At 60.7% G+C, this 19,211-nt stretch carries 11 protein-coding genes, 3 rRNA genes and 1 pseudogene; 3 read left to right on the top strand and 12 right to left on the bottom strand.

Annotation, left to right across the window (positions count from 1 at the left end; genetic code table 11):
• Positions 1 to 5: 5 nt before the first annotated feature.
• The 9 genes and pseudogenes from dhaM to lysS form a co-directional block, all read right to left on the bottom strand.
• On the bottom strand, positions 6 to 701 hold the full coding sequence (dhaM, locus tag ACF0H6_RS13735; protein WP_395250189.1) for a dihydroxyacetone kinase phosphoryl donor subunit DhaM: 696 nt from the start codon (positions 699 to 701) through the stop codon (positions 6 to 8).
• Positions 698 to 1,349: pseudogene (gene dhaL / locus ACF0H6_RS13730) on the bottom strand (dihydroxyacetone kinase subunit DhaL). Before dhaL ends, dhaM begins: the two are co-directional and overlap by 4 nt.
• A gap of 2 nt (positions 1,350 to 1,351) precedes the next feature.
• The gene (gene dhaK / locus ACF0H6_RS13725) at positions 1,352 to 2,353 is read right to left on the bottom strand and encodes a dihydroxyacetone kinase subunit DhaK (protein ID WP_395250188.1); all 1,002 of its coding nucleotides are present in this window, start codon (positions 2,351 to 2,353) and stop codon (positions 1,352 to 1,354) included.
• A 122-nt stretch (positions 2,354 to 2,475) separates the two neighbouring features.
• The gene (locus tag ACF0H6_RS13720; RefSeq protein ID WP_395250187.1) at positions 2,476 to 2,985 is read right to left on the bottom strand and encodes an amino-acid N-acetyltransferase; all 510 of its coding nucleotides are present in this window, start codon (positions 2,983 to 2,985) and stop codon (positions 2,476 to 2,478) included.
• 45 nt (positions 2,986 to 3,030) lie between these two features.
• The gene (locus tag ACF0H6_RS13715) at positions 3,031 to 5,133 is read right to left on the bottom strand and encodes a prolyl oligopeptidase family serine peptidase (RefSeq protein WP_395250186.1); all 2,103 of its coding nucleotides are present in this window, start codon (positions 5,131 to 5,133) and stop codon (positions 3,031 to 3,033) included.
• Between the two features lie 233 nt (positions 5,134 to 5,366).
• Positions 5,367 to 7,859 carry an ATP-dependent Clp protease ATP-binding subunit gene (locus ACF0H6_RS13710; protein WP_395250185.1) on the bottom strand — a complete coding sequence of 831 codons (2,493 nt, stop codon included), beginning with the start codon at positions 7,857 to 7,859 and terminating at the stop codon, positions 5,367 to 5,369.
• A gap of 501 nt (positions 7,860 to 8,360) precedes the next feature.
• Positions 8,361 to 8,687, bottom strand: coding sequence for an Lsr2 family protein (locus ACF0H6_RS13705; RefSeq protein WP_059390281.1), 327 nt, complete (start codon positions 8,685 to 8,687; stop codon positions 8,361 to 8,363).
• A gap of 150 nt (positions 8,688 to 8,837) precedes the next feature.
• Positions 8,838 to 9,014 (bottom strand): hypothetical protein, encoded by a 177-nt coding sequence (locus tag ACF0H6_RS13700; RefSeq protein ID WP_395250184.1) that lies wholly within the window; start codon positions 9,012 to 9,014, stop codon positions 8,838 to 8,840.
• Positions 9,015 to 9,016: 2 nt separating this feature from the next.
• Positions 9,017 to 10,546 (bottom strand): lysine--tRNA ligase, encoded by a 1,530-nt coding sequence (gene lysS / locus ACF0H6_RS13695; RefSeq protein WP_395250183.1) that lies wholly within the window; start codon positions 10,544 to 10,546, stop codon positions 9,017 to 9,019.
• 77 nt (positions 10,547 to 10,623) lie between these two features.
• On the opposite strand from lysS, the gene ACF0H6_RS13690 reads away from it, so the two are divergent.
• Genes ACF0H6_RS13690 through ACF0H6_RS13680 form a run of 3 tightly spaced genes read left to right on the top strand, consistent with a single transcriptional unit; the run spans position 10,624 to position 13,240 of the window.
• Complete coding sequence (locus ACF0H6_RS13690) at positions 10,624 to 11,511, top strand: alpha/beta fold hydrolase (protein ID WP_395250182.1); 888 nt, start codon at positions 10,624 to 10,626, stop codon at positions 11,509 to 11,511.
• A gap of 9 nt (positions 11,512 to 11,520) precedes the next feature.
• Positions 11,521 to 12,375 carry an alpha/beta fold hydrolase gene (locus tag ACF0H6_RS13685; protein WP_395250181.1) on the top strand — a complete coding sequence of 285 codons (855 nt, stop codon included), beginning with the start codon at positions 11,521 to 11,523 and terminating at the stop codon, positions 12,373 to 12,375.
• A 31-nt stretch (positions 12,376 to 12,406) separates the two neighbouring features.
• Positions 12,407 to 13,240, top strand: a complete 834-nt coding sequence (locus ACF0H6_RS13680; RefSeq protein WP_395250180.1) for an alpha/beta fold hydrolase — start codon at positions 12,407 to 12,409, stop codon at positions 13,238 to 13,240.
• 156 nt (positions 13,241 to 13,396) lie between these two features.
• On the opposite strand, the gene rrf is transcribed toward ACF0H6_RS13680, so the two are convergent.
• The 3 genes from rrf to ACF0H6_RS13665 form a co-directional block, all read right to left on the bottom strand.
• A 5S ribosomal RNA gene (rrf, locus tag ACF0H6_RS13675) occupies positions 13,397 to 13,513 on the bottom strand.
• A 163-nt stretch (positions 13,514 to 13,676) separates the two neighbouring features.
• A 23S ribosomal RNA gene (locus ACF0H6_RS13670) occupies positions 13,677 to 16,825 on the bottom strand.
• A gap of 606 nt (positions 16,826 to 17,431) precedes the next feature.
• Positions 17,432 to 18,957 (bottom strand): 16S ribosomal RNA (locus tag ACF0H6_RS13665).
• The 16S, 23S and 5S rRNA genes sit together here, the layout of an rRNA operon.
• Positions 18,958 to 19,211 lie beyond the last annotated feature (254 nt).

The raw sequence follows: 19,211 nt of genomic DNA, 5'->3' as shown, positions 1-19,211 counted from the left end.
TCCCCTCAGATCTCCCCGAATCCCTGTTCCACCAGCCGCCGGACATAGTCCACTGCCTTCGACGAATCCTTGCCCCAGGCCTCGATCCTGAGCTTGGCGCCCTGGCCCACGGCGAGGGTCATGAGTTCCATGATGGATGTTCCATCGACGCCGTTCACCGTGACCTCGACGTCCAAGCCAGCGAGTCCACCTGCAATTTTCGCCGCAGGCCTGGCGTGCATTCCCATGGGGTTGATGAGCTCGAATTCGCCGGTTTCCGCCGGTTCACCCCTGCCCGGGAATGGTGCGGAACCCGCTGCGTCAAAAGCGGGTTCCGGACCGAACCGGACCGCCTCGGCGGCGGCCTTTACCGCAGCTGCCAGTGCACCGCCTTGGCAGGCGACAGCGGCAGCAACGAGGCCTTCCACCAAGGGAGCGTCGGCAAGAAAGACCGTGTCCGGATCACTGCAGAACTCAGTCGCTGATTCTGCTGTCATCACTGCGGAGCCAAGATCTGTCAGGACCACCACGCCGTCCCCGGCAGCCTCGGCAAGTCCGGCTTCGAACGCGGCGATCGTTCTTTCGAGGTCAGTGCCAATCCGGCCGTCGTCCGTGCCACCCACGGCATAGAACTTCACATCGGGGGCCATCTGGGCAGCTAATTCCACCGCGCCTTCCGCGATCTTCCGGCTGTGCGAGACCACCACCAAACCCACGGTCATTCAGCGGATCCCTCGGGGAACCCCGCAGCGGTGGCGGCTGCGCGCAACAACAACGCCGATGACACGGCGCCCGGATCGCGGTGCCCGGCGCTGCGTTCACCCAGATAGCTTGCGCGGCCTTTGCGGGCTACCAAGGGATCGGTGGTGACCGCACCTACCTCTGCGGCCTCGGCTGCGGCAGCCAGCACCGCCACGGCATCCCCGCCCGCTACCAGGACCTCATCCGCCGCCTCCACTGCCGGAGACGCAGGCATCAACCATGGTTTTGTCTCCCAGTTCCGCCTTGCCGCGGGCAACAATTCCGTCGCGGGCCGCAGTCAATGCAGCGGTGAGCGCAGCGGCGTCGATCTCTGCGCTATCGCCCAGTGCCGTGCCGGCCCGGAGATAGGCCGTTCCGTACAGCGGACCGGCCGCCCCGCCCACCTTGGACATGAGGGTCATCGCCGCCAGCTTCAGCGCTGCGCCGGGCGTTTCCGGCGGAGTTTGAGCCAGTTTGTCCATGACCGCCCGGAATCCGCGGTCCATGTTTTCGCCGTGGTCTGAATCGCCGATCGCCCGGTCCAATGCAATCAGTTCCTCACGATGCTCCGACATGAGCTGCGCCGAGAGCGTCAACCATTGAACCGCCCAGCCGACGCCCAGTCTCACGATCACATCCCCCAACGCAGCGCAGGAGTGTGGACGGGCGCATCCCAGAGTGTGGTCAATTCGTCATCGAGGCGGAGCACCGAGATGGAGCAGCCCTGCATCTCCAGCGATGTGACGTAGTTGCCCACCAGCGAGCGTTCCACCTTGACTCCCCTTTCCGCGAGGATCTGGGCCGCCCGGCGATAAACAATGTAAAGCTCGCTGAGTGGTGTACCGCCCATGCCATTGACGAAGAGCAACACCTGCTCCCCGGGCTTGATCGCCAGGTCTTCCAGTACGGGGTCCAGCAGGCGGCTCGTGATGGCGTCGGCGCTCTCCATGGCAATCCGGTGCCTGCCTGGCTCTCCATGAATGCCTATGCCGATTTCGATTTCGTCCTCGGCAAGCTCGAAACTGGGGACCCCGGCATGTGGCACCGTGCAGCCGGACAAGGCGACGCCCATAGTGCGTACGTTGCGGACAACCCCCTCCGCGACACTGGCGACCGCCTCGAGCGAATCTCCCCGTTCCGCGGCCGCTCCGGCAATCTTTTCCACCAGCACGGTGCCCCCGACACCGCGCCGGCCAGCGGTGTACAGCGAGTCCTCCACCGCGACGTCGTCGTTGACGAGGACGGTGCGAACGCTGATCCCTTCCGCCTGGGCCATCTCAGCGGCGGTTTCGAAGTTCAAGACGTCACCGGTGTAGTTCTTCACGATGTGCAACACGCCGGCCCCGGAATCAACTGCCGCAGTGGCCGGAATGATCTGGTCCGGAGTGGGCGAGGTAAAAACGGCACCCGGCACCGCGGCGTCGAGCATTCCATGCCCAACGAAGCCGGCATGAAGAGGCTCATGCCCGCTTCCCCCTCCGGACACAAGGGCCACCTTGCCAGCTCTCGGCGTGCCTTTTCGCACGACGAAAATGGGGTCCGTATGGACGTCCACGAGCTCGGCATGGGCCATGCCAAAACCCTCGACAGACTCGTCCACCACTGAACGGGGATCGTTGATGAGCTTCTTCATGGCGCGCTCCTGATACGTTGCTGGTAGGTGATTTGACCCTACTACCAGCACCCCCGGCTTGGTAGGGGAAGGCGCCGTATGTGGACAAGTGCAGGTACAGAACCGTAAGGAAGAAGCCGGAACTAGAGGAGCTTGATCATGCGGGTGTTGCCCAAGGTATTGGGCTTTACCCGTGCCAGGTCGAGGAACTCGGCCACACCTTCGTCATGGGAACGGAGCAGTTCTGAGTACACCTGGGGGTCCACCGCCGTTTGGTCGGCCATGACCTCGAATCCGTGGCGCTTGAAGAAGTCCACTTCGAAGGTGAGGCAGAAAACCCGCCCGACGCCCAAGGCCCGCGCATCCTCCAGGAGGTGCTGAACCAGGACATGACCCACACCCTTGCCCCGCCAAGAGTCGTCCGCCGCCAACGTGCGTACCTCGGCCAGGTCCTCCCACATCACGTGCAAGGCGCCGCAACCGATAACCTCGCCGTCGGACGATTCGGCAATCCGGAATTCTTGAAGGCTTTCGTAGTAGGCCACGGTCTCCTTGGCCATCAGGATTCGCTGCTCCGCCAGTGGGGCCACCAGCCTCTTGATCGCGGCAACATCGCCGGTGCGGGCAGGGCGGATACTGAACGTCGAAGTCACAGCCCCATCCTATCCAGCGTCCCGCCCGCCCCCGATCGGCCCTCCCTACAGCCCGAGCTCCTCAGGCACGGAGACATCTTGCTCGAGGACCTCTTTGGCCAGGAAGTGCTCCACCACTCCGTACCAGACTTTGGCATGCTGCGGTTGCAGGATCCAGTGGTTCTCGTCGGGGAAATATAGGAAGCGGTGCCTTGTCTCGCCGTTCTCGTCCGCAGGCAGCCCGGAGCTGGAGAGAAGCTCGTACCAAAGCCGCAGGCCTTCACCGATGGGCACCCGGTAGTCCTTGTCACCGTGGATCACCAGCATGGGCGTGGTGATCTTTCCGACATGGAGATGTGGCGAGTTTTGCATCGCCATGTCCGCGGTCATTTCCTTAAGCCAATACTGGGAAGCGTCGGTGGTGGGGCCGAACTGGTCGAGAGCCCACAAGCTGGCGTGCGTCACGATCGCCTTGAACCGGTCGGTTTGCCCGGCTATCCAGTTGGCCATGTACCCGCCGAATGATCCGCCCATGGCTGCAGTCCGGTTTTCGTCAATGTCGGGGCGCTGGACTACGGCATCGGTGATTGACATGAGGTCGGTGTACGGCGCCCTGCCCCACTCACCCCAACCGCGCTGGATGAATTGCTGGCCGTACCCGGTGGACAACGCGGGATCTGGCAGCAGCACGGCATACCCCTTCGCCACGAGCAGCCACGGGTTCCACCGCCAGGTCCAGGCATTCCACGAGCCAAGGGGACCACCGTGGATCCACAACAACAGCGGTACCGGGTTCGCCTCCGAGGCCCCTTCCGGCATGGCGAGATAAGCCGGAACCCGCGAGCCGTCGACGGCGTTCGCCTCAACCCGCTCCAGCGAACCCTGGATCTTTGGCCGCTCGGCCGGCGCGGGGAGCCGTTCAACCTCTCCCGTGGCGAGATCGATCCGGACAGCTTCCGCCGGGAACTCGTACGAACTGCGCAACGCGAACGCGTTCAGTCCGTCCACGGAAACCACGACGTCGGTGTACGCGGCGGCGTCTGGCGTCACCCGGGTGACCGTACCGTCGGCGACGCCGACCCGGAAGACTGGCGTCGCGCCGTCGTCGTCCGCTGTCACGAGGAGCGAGAGCCCATCCGGAAGCCAAGCCGCCGGGCTGCCCCAGCGGTCCCAACCGGGTGCAAGCGGCTCAAGGTCGAGAGTCTCCCCGGCGGCAAGGTTCAGGATGTGCATTTTGACCTGGGGCGCCTGCGCGGGAGTGCTGTCGCTTTCGCTGGTCACCGCAAGCATGCTGTTATCGGGGCTGACCGGGCCTGGGAAGTAGCTCATTCCTTCGCGGTCAAGGAGCACCTTGAGGGACCCCGAAGCGACGTCGATTGCGGCGAGCACAAAGCGCGTATCGGCCTTCGCAAGCGGCTTGGCGAGGCTCGTGTAGATCGTTTTCCCGTCCGGGCTGACCACAGCGTGGGTGTTGCGAAGGCTGCTGCCGACGTCGGGAGTCAGATTGCGCAGCTTCAAGGGCGCGGTGGCGTCCACGGTCGAGGGCTTTCCGGCGTCAACCATCTCCCCGTTTTCCACGGCGAAGAGCCTTGGCTGGGCCGGTCCCAGATCGGCGTCCCAGTAGCGAACCGGGTAGCCGGTGTGCAGGATGGCCGCCACCTTGTTTTCCTTGCGGTTCTTCCGCCGCACCTCATCGTTTTCCTCGTCAAGAGAGCCAGCCAAGACCGAGGCCGTCACGAAAGTGGCATCGGCGGCCGACGCGGCCATGACACCTCCGACGCCGCCGGAACGGGAGTGCACCACCCGTGCTTCCCCTCCGTCGGCGGGCAGAAGCCATAAGGCGCTCACGGGATCGGCCTCAGGGCTGTCCGGGTCCGGCCGGGCCGAGGTGAAATAGAGGTCGCCGTTGGCGGCGAACACAGCACCGGTCTCGCCCTTGGCGCTGCGCGTGATCCGACGGGCGTGCTTTTTTCCTGCAGGATCAAGTTCCCAGAGGGCAGTGACGTATCCGGTGCCCTGGGTGTTCAAGGTGGAAACCGTAGTGACCAAGCGGTTTCCGTCCGGGCTGAGAGCCAGGCCACCGACCCGGGGAATGGCCAGGTAGTGGTCCAGATCGTGGAAAGGAGTTTCGGGTTGTGTGCTCGGGGTCTCTAAGGCATTCGAATCCATGCTCTGATTCAACACGCAATGTGTGGCATATCACAGAACGTTCACTGAGAGTGAAACAGTTATTTCACACATTCCCAACTAACTCGCAGTTTGTGTACAGATCGTGTCCCTTAAGACGGCTCTTACGGGACACGATCTGTACACAAACTCCAGTACGGGAGCGCAAAAACCCCCGCCCTCTCCTTTGGGGAGTGGGCGGGGCCTTTGAGTTGGAGCGTGCGCGAATTCGCTACTTAGGCGCTAGGTGCGATTTCCGGGATGCGCGGCTTGGCATTGCCGGCAAACGTGAACTTGGCTTCGTCACCTTCGCCATCCACGTCAACCACCACGATGTCCCCGGGGTGGAGTTCGCCGAAGAGGATCTTCTCGGAGAGCTGGTCCTCGATCTCGCGCTGGATGGTCCGGCGCAGCGGCCGGGCACCCATAGCGGGATCGTAGCCACGGGTTGCCAGAAGCACCTTGGCGGCCGTGGTGAGCTCGATGCCCATGTCCTTGTCCTTGAGGCGGCCCTCGAGGCGCGTGACGAACAGGTCAACGATCTCGATGATCTCGTCCTGCGTGAGCTGCGGGAACACCACGACGTCGTCAACGCGGTTGAGGAACTCGGGACGGAAGTGCTGCTTAAGCTCCTCGGTGACCCGTGCCCGCATCCGGTTGTAACCGGTGGTGGTGTCCGTGCCGGACTGGAAACCGGTCGCCACGCTCTTGGAGATATCGCGGGTACCCAGGTTGGTGGTCATGATGATCACCGTGTTCTTGAAGTCCACCACGCGGCCCTGGGAGTCGGTCAGACGGCCGTCTTCCAGAATCTGCAGCAGCGAGTTGAAGAGATCGGCGTGGGCCTTCTCAACTTCGTCGAACAGCACCACGGAGAACGGACGACGGCGGACCTTCTCGGTCAGCTGCCCGCCCTCTTCGTAGCCGACGTAGCCCGGAGGCGCACCGAAGAGACGCGAAACCGTGTGCTTCTCGGAGTACTCGGACATGTCCAGCGTGATGAGGGCGTCCTCTTCACCGAACAGGAATTCCGCCAAAGCCTTGGCGAGCTCGGTCTTGCCGACGCCTGTGGGGCCGGCGAAGATGAACGAGCCACCCGGACGCTTGGGGTCCTTCAGGCCTGCACGTGTACGGCGGATCGCCTGGGAGAGGGCACGAATGGCCTCGTCCTGGCCGACGACGCGCTTGTGCAGCTCGTCTTCCATCTTGAGCAGACGCGACGACTCTTCCTCGGTGAGCTTGAAGACCGGGATGCCGGTGGAGTTCGCGAGAACTTCGGCAATCAGCTCCTCGTCCACCTCGGAAATATCGTCCATGCCGCCGGACTTCCAGTTGCGTTCCTTATCGGCACGCTCGGCAATGAGCTTCTGCTCCTTGTCGCGCAGGGAGGCGGCGCCTTCGAAGTCCTGGGCGTCGATGGCGGATTCCTTCTCCATCTTCACTTCGGCAATGCGCTCATCCATCGCCTTGAGCTCCGGCGGAGCCGTCATGCGGCGGATGCGCAAACGCGCACCTGCTTCGTCGATCAGGTCGATCGCCTTATCCGGCAGGAAGCGGTCCGAGATGTAGCGTTCGGCCAACGTCGCCGCAGAGGCAAGGGCGCCGTCGGTGATGGTCACACGGTGGTGCGCCTCATAACGGTCACGCAGGCCCTTGAGGATCTCGATCGCGTGTGCGACTGAAGGCTCCTTGACCTGGATCGGCTGGAAGCGGCGCTCCAGCGCGGCGTCCTTCTCAATGTGCTTGCGGTACTCATCCAAAGTGGTGGCCCCAATGGTCTGGAGTTCACCACGGGCAAGCATCGGCTTGAGGATGGACGCGGCATCGATGGCACCCTCGGCAGCGCCGGCACCCACGAGCGTGTGGATTTCGTCGATGAAGAGGATGATGTCCCCGCGGGTGCGGATTTCCTTGAGGACCTTCTTCAGGCGCTCCTCGAAGTCACCGCGGTAACGGGAACCGGCCACAAGGGAGCCGAGGTCAAGCGTGTAGAGCTGCTTGTCCTTGATGGTCTCCGGGACGTCTCCGCGGACAATCGCCTGAGCGAGGCCTTCGACGACGGCGGTCTTGCCGACGCCGGGCTCACCGATCAGCACGGGGTTGTTCTTGGTGCGGCGGGAGAGGACTTGCATGACGCGTTCCATCTCCAGCTCGCGGCCGATCACGGGATCGAGCTTGTTTTCCCGCGCAGCCTGAGTCAGGTTGCGGCCGAACTGGTCCAACACCACCGAACCGGCCGGGGTGCCTTCCTGCTGTCCCGGTCCTGAGCCAGAGCCTGCAGTTTCCTTGCCCTGGTACCCGGAGAGCAGCTGGATGACCTGCTGGCGGACGCGGTTGAGGTCGGCGCCAAGCTTGACGAGGACCTGCGCGGCAACGCCTTCACCCTCGCGGATGAGGCCGAGCAAGATGTGCTCTGTACCGATGTAGTTATGGCCGAGCTGCAGGGCTTCGCGGAGCGAGAGCTCGAGCACCTTCTTGGCGCGCGGGGTGAAGGGGATGTGCCCGGACGGGGCCTGCTGGCCCTGGCCGATAATCTCCTGCACCTGCTCGCGGACGCCATCGAGCGAAATGCTCAGGGACTCGAGCGCCTTGGCAGCAACGCCTTCACCCTCGTGGATCAGACCCAAGAGGATGTGCTCGGTACCGATGTAGTTGTGGTTGAGCATGCGTGCCTCTTCTTGGGCAAGCACAACAACGCGACGGGCACGGTCCGTAAATCTCTCAAACATTTCGCCACACTCCTAGCTACGACGTACTTTGATGCTACGTGGCAACGCTGGAATTTTGGGGCGTGTTCGCCACAGGGGAAACATGACCGCGCCATGGAATAAGTTCGCTTCAGGTCGCCAACGGGCTTCGGGGCCAATGGAATCCCAGCGGACCTTAGCCAAAAGGGCGGACAACCACCCCAGGACAACCACCCCAGTCTGCCGAGGGCCGCCCACACGGGACGGCCACCCGGCGTCGTTGATTACAGTCGGCCACCGCAGCAAGCCATCGCAGCAAGCCATCCCAGTAGGCCATCACTGTTGGCCACCGCAGTAGGCCATCACTGTTGGCCACCGCAGCAAACAACGGCAAACACAGTGACTACATGCCGGATATACACAGTCCGCCACAAGCTTGCAGGCGAATAATGCGGTTCAACTGTCAGCCAACACCCGCAACGGGCAAACGGGCGGTGAAATGACAATACCCCGGCCCTAGGGCCGGGGTATTGATACTTCGTGTTAGGAATTGGCCTTCTGGTAGGCTTCCTGAATTTCGGCCTGAATACGGCCACGGCTGTTTACGGTATAACCGTTCTCGCGCGCCCATTGACGGATCTGTGCCGAGTCCTGGTTTCTCCCCGCGGCAACGCGGCTACGCGTTGCACGGCCGGTGGAGGTCTTACGTGCCTTCGCTACAAATGGCCCAAGAGCGTCCCGCAGCTTCGCAGCGTTCGCACTGGACAGATCCATTTCGTAACTGACTCCGTCAAGACCAAAGCGGACAGTTTCATCCGCGGAGCCTTCATCCAGGTCGTCAACGAGGATAATTTTGACTTTCTGTGCCATGAAAAGACTCTCTTTTGGAGGGGTCGGGTATGCAGAATAGCTAGACTACTAATTTAAAGATTATCGTCCAGGTCATGGCCACTCGTCAAAGAGATCGTCAAAGACGTTATCAAAAACACTATTAAAGCTTGTGAACAGCCCGAGAAAGCCCTATTTGGCTGGCGTTGAACCGTCGCCTGCTGGCTTCGAAATTCCCAATCCGGCTTCTTCCTGGGCCCGGGCTTCTGCTTGGCGCTCTGATTTGTCCGCGTTGAAGATAGCCTTCATGGCAAACCAAAACAGCAGTCCGACAACGACGGACGGCGCAAGAACGGCAATATAATCCATGATCAGTGCCCTTCGGGCTTGAGTAGTGGGAACAAGATTGTTTCGCGGATACCTGAGCCGGTGAACAGCATGACCAAGCGGTCGATGCCGAGCCCGATGCCGCCCATGGGCGGAGCACCGTACTCAAGGGCCCGCAGGAAGTCCTCATCCAGCTGCATGGCTTCGACGTCGCCGGCGGCCGAACGGCGGGACTGCTCGGTCAGGCGTTCGCGCTGAATGACGGGGTCGATCAGTTCGGAGAAGGCGGTTCCGCGTTCCATGCCACCGATGATGAGGTCCCAAGCCTCGATCAGGCGGCCGTCCTCCCGATGCGGGCGGGCAAGGGGCTGCGCGGACGGCGGGTAGTTGTAGACGAAGGTCGGGTTGAGGAGGGTGGGTTCGACTATCTCGCCGAACAGTTCAACCACGAGCTTTTCGGCATCCCATTTGGGATCCACCTTGACCTCATGCTTCGCTGCGATCGCCTGCAGTTCCGCCACGGTGGTGTCCGGCGTGATCTCCTCGCCGATCGCCTCGGAAAGCCCGGGGTAAACCGCAACCCACGCCCATTCGCCGTCGAGGTCGATTTCCCCGGCATCCGTCTGGATGGTGCGGGTACCCACGACGTCGGCGACGTTGAGGATGATTTCCTTCATCCGCTCGGCCATGACGAACTGATCCGCCCACGCCTCGTAGCATTCCAATGTGGTGAATTCGGGGCTGTGCGTCGAATCGACGCCTTCGTTGCGGAAGACGCGGCCCATGTCGTAAACGCGGTCGATTCCGCCCACCACGGCACGCTTGAGGAACAGCTCGGTGGCGATGCGCAAGGTCATCTTCTGGTCAAAGGCATTCATATGCGTCTCGAACGGGCGGGCTGTTGCGCCGCCGTGGACGAGCTGCAGGATGGGGGTCTCCACCTCCACATAGCCGCGGCGGTCCAGGGTGTCGCGAACCGAACGGGTGATGGCTGCGCGGGTGTAGACCATTTCCCGTGCTTCATCGCGGACCATCAGGTCCACATAGCGCTGCCTGACGCGGGTCTCTTCATTCAATTCAGCATGCAGCACCGGTAGTGGGCGCAAAGCCTTCGACGCCATGGACCAGGATTCGGCCATGACGGACAGCTCGCCGCGCCGGGAGGAAATGACTTCACCCTTGATGAAGACGTGGTCTCCGAGGTCCACCAACGCCTTCCAGTCCGCCAGGGTTTCCTCCCCGACGTTCGCCAGGCTGAGCATCGCCTGCAGGCGCACGGCCTTTCCGTCCACCCCTCCCTCCTGGAGGGTGGCGAAGCAAAGCTTGCCGGTATTACGCACGAACACAACGCGCCCGGTGATTCCCACGGTGTCGCCCGTGGTTTCATCAGCCTGCAGATGCGCGTACTTCTCGCGGATCTCGGCGAGGGAATGCGTCCGCTCAACACCCACCGGGTAGGCCTCGGCGCCGCGCTCGAGCAGCTTGCTGCGCTTTTCCATGCGGATGCGCATCTGCTCGCTGGCGTCGGCAGGCTCTGGGGCGGTGTGCGTGGTTGTGGTGTTTGCGGAAGTCACAATCCCCAAGTTTACCGGGGATTCCTTGGAGTTCCCTATCTTGCCTTCCGGCGTCCGCGCCGACATAGACTCGGGCTGTGGAGACATGGACAGTTGAAACGGACGACGACGGCGGCCACCTTGAGGTGCACTCGTTCCGGCCCGCGGCCGAGGCCTCGATTCCGGGAGCCCAGAGCACAGCGGGGGGACCCGGCGTCGTACTCGTTCACGGCACTTTGGTGACGGATTCCCTCTATTGGCCATTTGCCAGGAACCTAAGCATCCTGCTTGGCCGGCCGGTGCACACCTACAACCGGCGCGGCCGCGGCCGCTCGGCGCCGCAGCCGCCTGGCTACTCCGCTGCGACGGAAATCAGTGATCTTACTTCCGTCATGCAAGCGAGCGGCTCCACGGATGTAGTTGGGCACAGCTATGGCGGATTCGTGGCACTCCAGGCCGCGCTGCGCACGCCCATTTCCAGGCTCGTCACCTACGATGCCGCCGTTTCCTTGTCCGGCAGCCTGAACGGGCGCTGGCGTCCGCAACTGGAAGAGGCCGTCACGGCCGGCCAACTTGACCATGCGTGGGCACATTTGGTTCAAGGGCTGGCCACGGCCGGGCCGATCTCCTATTTGCCGCTCGGGGCGCTCCGAGTGCTCAGCATCCTCTCTGCAAAGACCAGGCTGGGGTCCGAGATGAGGGATCTGTTACCCACCGCCGTGCTGGAGATGCGGGCGATCCTCGACTCCGACGCGCACATTCAAGACTTCGCAACGCTGGCAACGCCAACCCTGATGCTCAGCGGCGGCTGGAGTCCCGCGTACTTCGCCGAGACCGGCCGGCAGTTTGCGGCCGCCCTCCCGCCGGTGAAATTCGCAATAGTTCCCTTGCAATTCCACGAAGGACCCCTCCGGCCGGGGAAGCAGCTCGCGGTAAGAATCGCCCGCTACCTCGCACTAGGAACGGCGAAGGCGCCGTCCCCATAGGATGAACCGGTGAGAGAACGTGAGGTCCCAACGCCCGACGGCGGCAAGCTCGCTTTGTACAGTTATGGCTCGGTGGACGCTCCAGGAGAGCACCGTGTGGTGCTGATTGGCGGCGCATTCCTTACTGCGTTCATCTACCGGCCGTTTTCCGTCGCGTTGTCCAAAGGGCTCGGGGACGGTTGGGCGGTGGACGTCTACGATCGCAGGGGTCGCGGCAGTTCGTCCGAGCTACCCCCGGACTACTCCATGGCCACCGAAATCTCCGACGTACGCACCATCATGGATGTAACCGGCGCCAGGAACCTCCTTGGCCACAGCCTTGGCGGATCCGTGGCGCTGAACGCCGTGCAGGAATTTGCAGGAACAAGCTACGAACCGGACAAACTTGCCGTGTACGACGCTGCCGTGAATATCGATGGGAGCGTGGACACAGGCTGGCTGGACGGCTTTGCCCAGTCCGTGAACAGCGGCAATGTGGGACATGCCCTGGCCCGCATGAAGAGGGGACTGGAGCCGGGGACCGCTTTGGCGCGAATCCCGGAGCCCATCTTGGCGGGACTCATGGCCCTCGTTTCCCACACCCAGGTCAACAAGGTCCTCAGCGGTCTCATGCCAACGGGCGTGGCCGAACTCAAGGCTGCCTACGACGAATCTGCGCTCCCCCGGGACTTCTCCGTGCTCCCTCGGAGCACGCGATTCATCGTGGGCAGCAAAAGTCCTCAATACTACAAGGTCACCGCAGAGCGACTGTACGCGGCCGTCCCCGGAAGCACGCTGGTGGTATCGCCAAAAGGCTTCCACGGATCCATCCCGGCAGCCGTGAAAGAACTCGTGGCGGACATTTCCAGCTACTTCAAGAACTGACGGAACCCTGCGGCTCCGTTAGGCTCGAAGCATGACGCGCGAGAACATCACAACGGCCGACGGCGGAACCCTCGAGCTCTTCACCACTGGCGGTGAGCTGGCTGCTGCCGGCTCCGGCGTGGTGGTGGTGCCAGCCTCCATGGTGACCGCCGCAGACTACTCAAAGTTTGCCCAGAAACTTAGCGCCGCCCTTGGCCGGCCGGTACACACGTTCAACCGCCGCGGCCGTGGCGAATCATCGCCCCAGCCCGAGGACTACACGCTCGACGTCGACATCCACGATCTGTCAGAAGTCATGAAGCACACGGCCAGCACCGATGTCTTCGGCCACAGTTTCGGCGGCGCAGTGGCCCTTCACGCGGCGCGCACGCTGCCAGTGGAGCGCCTAGCGGTCTACGACCCCGCAGTCTCGGTCAACCACAGCGTGAAGGCTGAATGGACGAGCGAATACGAGCGCGCGACGGCGGCTGGAGACTTTGACCGCGGGCTCGCCGTGCTGGTGAAAGGCGTTGAGACCGAGGGTGCCTTCGCGCGGATGCCATTGTCCATGCTCACCCTCGTCAACAAGCTGACCGCGGGCACCCCTATGGGCAAGCAAATGCGTGAGCTCATGCAGGCCGGAGTCCGCGAGATCAAGGCAGTCATCGCCGCCGACATGCCCGCAGAGCCGTTCCTTGAGCTTCCCCTGGAGACCCTCATTGTGGTGGGGGAAAAGAGCCCGGCCTATTTCGGAGTGGCGTGTGGTCAGATCCACGACGTCCTCTCCGGCTCTAGCTACACGATCCTCACCGGTCACGGCCACGACGGAGTGATCCGAGCGCCCGACAAACTCATCGCCGAGCTCTCCGACTTCTTCTCCGGCTAGCTCTTTCCCGTTTTCTGAACGCTCCTGCAGTGTTCGACGGCGGGGGTTTGGCCTGGTGGCCAGCCGGGGCCGGGTTTGGTTTGGGTGGTGTGGTTTGGGGGTTAATGAGGGAGACCCCCCGACCTGGTGGTTGGGGGGTCTCGACCTGTACTGGTTGTCCGGCGGTGTCCTACTCTCCCACACCCTCCCGGGTGCAGTACCATCGGCGCTGTGGGTCTTAGCTTCCGGGTTCGGAATGGGACCGGGCGTTTCCCCCACGCTATGACCGCCGTAACCTTTTCACCCGTCACCAACCCTTTGGGGGGGTGGTGTGGGAAGTGTTGTGGTTGCGGCTGTTGTGTTGTGACAGTCGTGTTATTCAGTTGTGGTTTTTTGTTCCCGTGCAACAGTGTTGTTGTCTGGGAACCACATAGTGGACGCAAGCAGTTTTTTTGGTGTGATGTAAGTTATCGGCCTATTAGTACCGGTCAGCTTCAACAGTCTTTAGTCCTGTCTTCCACATCCGGCCTATCAACCCAGTGGTCTGGCTGGGGGCCTCTCACACGCGAGGTGTTTGGAAATCTCATCTTGAAGCGAGCTTCCCGCTTAGATGCTTTCAGCGGTTATCCCATCCGAACGTAGCTAATCAGCGGTGCACTTGGCAGTACAACTGACACACCAGAGGTTCGTCCGTCCCGGTCCTCTCGTACTAAGGACAGCCCTTCTCAAATTTCCTGCGCGCGCAGCGGATAGGGACCGAACTGTCTCACGACGTTCTAAACCCAGCTCGCGTACCGCTTTAATGGGCGAACAGCCCAACCCTTGGGACCTACTCCAGCCCCAGGATGCGACGAGCCGACATCGAGGTGCCAAACCATGCCGTCGATATGGACTCTTGGGCAAGATCAGCCTGTTATCCCCGAGGTACCTTTTATCCGTTGAGCGACGGCCATTCCACAATGTACCGCCGGATCACTAGTCCCGACTTTCGTCCCTGCTTGAGATGTCTCTCTCACAGTCAAGCTCCCTTGTGCACTTACACTCGACACCTGATTGCCAACCAGGCTGAGGGAACCTTTGGGCGCCTCCGTTACTTTTTAGGAGGCAACCGCCCCAGTTAAACTACCCATCAGGCACTGTCCCTGACCCGGATCACGGGCCGAAGTTAGATGTCCAAAGTGACCAGAGTGGTATTTCAACGATGACTCCACCCGAACTGGCGTCCGGGCTTCAACGTCTCCCACCTATCCTACACAAGCCACTCCGAACACCAATACCAAACTATAGTAAAGGTCTCGGGGTCTTTCCGTCCTGCTGCGCGTAACGAGCATCTTTACTCGTACTGCAATTTCGCCGAGTTTATGGTTGAGACAGCGGGGAAGTCGTTACTCCATTCGTGCAGGTCGGAACTTACCCGACAAGGAATTTCGCTACCTTAGGATGGTTATAGTTACCACCGCCGTTTACTGGGGCTTAAATTCTCAGCTTCGCCTTGCGGCTAACCGGTCCTCTTAACCTTCCAGCACCGGGCAGGAGTCAGTCCGTATACATCGTCTTGCGACTTCGCACGGACCTGTGTTTTTAGTAAACAGTCGCTTCCCCCTGGTCTCTGCGGCCCCGATCCCCTCCCGGTCGCTAGTACCGTTCAAGGTTGGGGCCCCCCTTCTCCCGAAGTTACGGGGGCATTTTGCCGAGTTCCTTAACCATAATTCTCTCGATCGCCTTGGTATTCTCTACCTGATCACCTGTGTCGGTTTGGGGTACGGGCAGCTCGAACCTCGCGTCGATGCTTTTCTAGGCAGCATAGGATCACCGGATCCCCCCTTGCGGGAGTCCCGTCAGATCTCAGGCACGTCATCCAAGACACAGCGACGGATTTGCCTATCGCTGACCCTACATCCTTAGACCGGGGCAACCATCGCCCGGCCCGGCTACCTTCCTGCGTCACACCTGTTAATACGCTTACCTCCCGGGATCAGATCCCGCGCTCGGCCAAAACCCGCACACCACAAGGGTGATTGGGCAGGCTCCGGGCGGTTAGTATCCCCCGATCAGCATGGGCGGTCCTTCGCCGGTACGGGAATATCAACCCGTTGTCCATCGACTACGCCTGTCGGCCTCGCCTTAGGTCCCGACTTACCCAGGGCAGATTAGCTTGACCCTGGAACCCTTGATCATTCGGCGGACGGGTTTCTCACCCGTCTTTCGCTACTCATGCCTGCATTCTCACTCGTGTAGGCTCCACCGCTGGTTTCCACCGCGACTTCACCGCCCACACGACGCTCCCCTACCACTCCAGAGGACTGAACCACGAAGGCTTGTCTATACTCTGAAATCCACAACTTCGGCGGTGTACTTGAGCCCCGCTACATTGTCGGCGCGGAATCACTTGACCAGTGAGCTATTACGCACTCTTTCAAGGATGGCTGCTTCTAAGCCAACCTCCTGGTTGTCTTCGCAACTCCACATCCTTTCCCACTTAGCACACGCTTAGGGGCCTTAGTTGGTGGTCTGGGCTGTTTCCCTCTCGACTATGAAGCTTATCCCCCACAGTCTCACTGCTGCGCTCTCACTTACCGGCATTCGGAGTTTGGCTGACGTCAGTAACCTTGTAGGGCCCATCGGCCATCCAGTAGCTCTACCTCCGGCAAGAAACACGCAACGCTGCACCTAAATGCATTTCGGGGAGAACCAGCTATCACGGAGTTTGATTGGCCTTTCACCCCTACCCACAGCTCATCCCCTCCATTTTCAACTGAAGTGGGTTCGGTCCTCCACGACGTCTTACCGTCGCTTCAACCTGGCCATGGGTAGATCACTCCGCTTCGGGTCTAGATCACGCCACTACACTCGCCCTGTTCAGACTCGCTTTCGCTACGGCTACCCCACACGGGTTAACCTCGCGACGTAACACTAACTCGCAGGCTCATTCTTCAAAAGGCACGCCGTCACACCCATACAGACAAGCTGCAGATGCTCCGACGGATTGTAAGCACACGGTTTCAGGTACTGTTTCACTCCCCTCCCGGGGTACTTTTCACCTTTCCCTCACGGTACTGGTCCGCTATCGGTCATTAGGAAGTATTTAGGCTTATCAGGTGGTCCTGACAGATTCGCACGGGATTTCTCGGGCCCCGTGCTACTTGGGATCCTCTCCAGGCGGTGCACGACATTACGGTTACGGGGCTCACACCCTCTACGGCCGGCCTTTCAAGACCGTTCACCTATGCCCACACTCTCACCCCACCGGTCCGGCAGAACCAGTACGGAAAGTCCCACAACCCCGCCCATGCAACACCCGCCGGCTATCACACATGGAACGGTTTAGCCTCATCCGCGTTCGCTCGCCACTACTAACGGAATCACTCTTGTTTTCTCTTCCTGCGGGTACTGAGATGTTTCACTTCCCCGCGTTCCCCCCACGCACCCTATGTGTTCAGATGCGGGTCACCAGATCACGCAAAACGCGTCTGGCGGGGTTTCCCCATTCGGACATCCTGGGATCACCGTTCGGTTATCAACTCCCCCAGGCTTATCGCAGATTCCTACGTCCTTCTTCGGCTCCTAATGCCAAGGCATCCACCGTGTGCCCTTAAAAACTTGACCACACAAAAACAACACAAATTTCGAGAGAACCACAGACACCGACACACACCCCCGAAGGAGCGCACACCGGCACCAGGTTCATAAAAAGAAATTGCTGTAGACACGGAACAAACCCCAAAAGGCCTGCCCATGTCAGATGCTCGCGTCCACTATGTAGTTCTCAAACAACAACCCCGTACCACACACCCCCCACACCAAACAGCGTGAAAAGCCATGCAGCCAGGAAACCAGAAACACCCAAAACCACCACCAACCCCACCCCAGCACCCCACCCCCAAAAAACAGGGAAGGACACACAAAGGTGACACCAGCGACGGGCCTGTTGCCTCAGGACCCAACAGTGCGCCAAACACAACCCCCGCAACCCACACCCCGGCACGTTCCCAACACCCCGCACCCGCACCCCCCAAAAGGGACACAGGACACACAGGACGCCGTACTGGCACCAGGACACAACCACGGAAAAGGCCATGCCAAAAATTTGATTCGTTGATATTCCACCCATGAGCACCCACCGCAGAACAGACGCCTGCGCAATGGGCTTTGCTTCCAATACACCCCCCACCCACCATGCGGCAGGAAAAGGGCGATAAAGGCGCTCCTTAGAAAGGAGGTGATCCAGCCGCACCTTCCGGTACGGCTACCTTGTTACGACTTAGTCCCAATCGCCGGTCCCACCTTCGACGGCTCCCCCCACAAGGGTTAGGCCACCGGCTTCGGGTGTTACCAACTTTCGTGACTTGACGGGCGGTGTGTACAAGGCCCGGGAACGTATTCACCGCAGCGTTGCTGATCTGCGATTACTAGCGACTCCGACTTCATGGGGTCGAGTTGCAGACCCCAATCCGAACTGAGACCGGCTTTTTGGGATTAGCTCCACCTCACAGTATCGCAACCCTTTGTACCGGCCATTGTAGCATGCGTGAAGCCCAAGACATAAGGGGCATGATGATTTGACGTCGTCCCCACCTTCCTCCGAGTTGACCCCGGCAGTCTCCTATGAGTCCCCGCCATCACGCGCTGGCAACATAGAACGAGGGTTGCGCTCGTTGCGGGACTTAACCCAACATCTCACGACACGAGCTGACGACAACCATGCACCACCTGTGAACCAGCCTCAAGAGGGGAACGCATCTCTGCGCTTTACTAGTCCATGTCAAGCCTTGGTAAGGTTCTTCGCGTTGCATCGAATTAATCCGCATGCTCCGCCGCTTGTGCGGGCCCCCGTCAATTCCTTTGAGTTTTAGCCTTGCGGCCGTACTCCCCAGGCGGGGCACTTAATGCGTTAGCTACGGCGCGGAAAACGTGGAATGTCCCCCACACCTAGTGCCCAACGTTTACGGCATGGACTACCAGGGTATCTAATCCTGTTCGCTCCCCATGCTTTCGCTCCTCAGCGTCAGTTAATGCCCAGAGACCTGCCTTCGCCATCGGTGTTCCTCCTGATATCTGCGCATTTCACCGCTACACCAGGAATTCCAGTCTCCCCTACATCACTCTAGTCTGCCCGTACCCACTGCAGAACCGGAGTTGAGCCCCGGTCTTTCACAGCAGACGCGACAAACCGCCTACGAGCTCTTTACGCCCAATAATTCCGGATAACGCTTGCGCCCTACGTATTACCGCGGCTGCTGGCACGTAGTTAGCCGGCGCTTCTTCTGCAGGTACCGTCACTTTCGCTTCTTCCCTACTGAAAGAGGTTTACAACCCGAAGGCCGTCATCCCTCACGCGGCGTCGCTGCATCAGGCTTGCGCCCATTGTGCAATATTCCCCACTGCTGCCTCCCGTAGGAGTCTGGGCCGTGTCTCAGTCCCAGTGTGGCCGGTCACCCTCTCAGGCCGGCTACCCGTCATCGCCTTGGTAGGCCATTACCCCACCAACAAGCTGATAGGCCGCGAGTCCATCCAAAACCACAAAAGCTTTCCACCAACCTGACCATGCGGTCAGACTGGTCGTATCCGGTATTAGACCCAGTTTCCCAGGCTTATCCCAGAGTCAAGGGCAGGTTACTCACGTGTTACTCACCCGTTCGCCACTAATCCACCCAGCAAGCTGGGCATCATCGTTCGACTTGCATGTGTTAAGCACGCCGCCAGCGTTCATCCTGAGCCAGGATCAAACTCTCCGTTGAAGTAAAACAAAAACAGACACAACCACAACCACCGGAAATAACGGCAGAAACAGCTGCACAAAATTTGAAACCAGCCAAAAAACCAGACCACCACACACGGGGGTGCGGGCAGCCCGGCAAATCAACCAATTCATATAAAATAAACCGGTATCAACAAACTTGGCACACTATTGAGTTCTCAAACAACAGACACACCCGACACCACCCAAACCACACGGTCCAAGATCGCTCCGGAGCAACTTTCCAAACTTACC

It is taken from the genome of Arthrobacter sp. NA-172 (assembly GCF_043952055.1).
In the GTDB taxonomy this organism is placed as follows: Bacteria; Actinomycetota; Actinomycetes; order Actinomycetales; family Micrococcaceae; genus Arthrobacter.
Note: the sequence above shows the minus strand (reverse complement) of the source record. Positions and strands in the feature narration are given on the sequence as shown.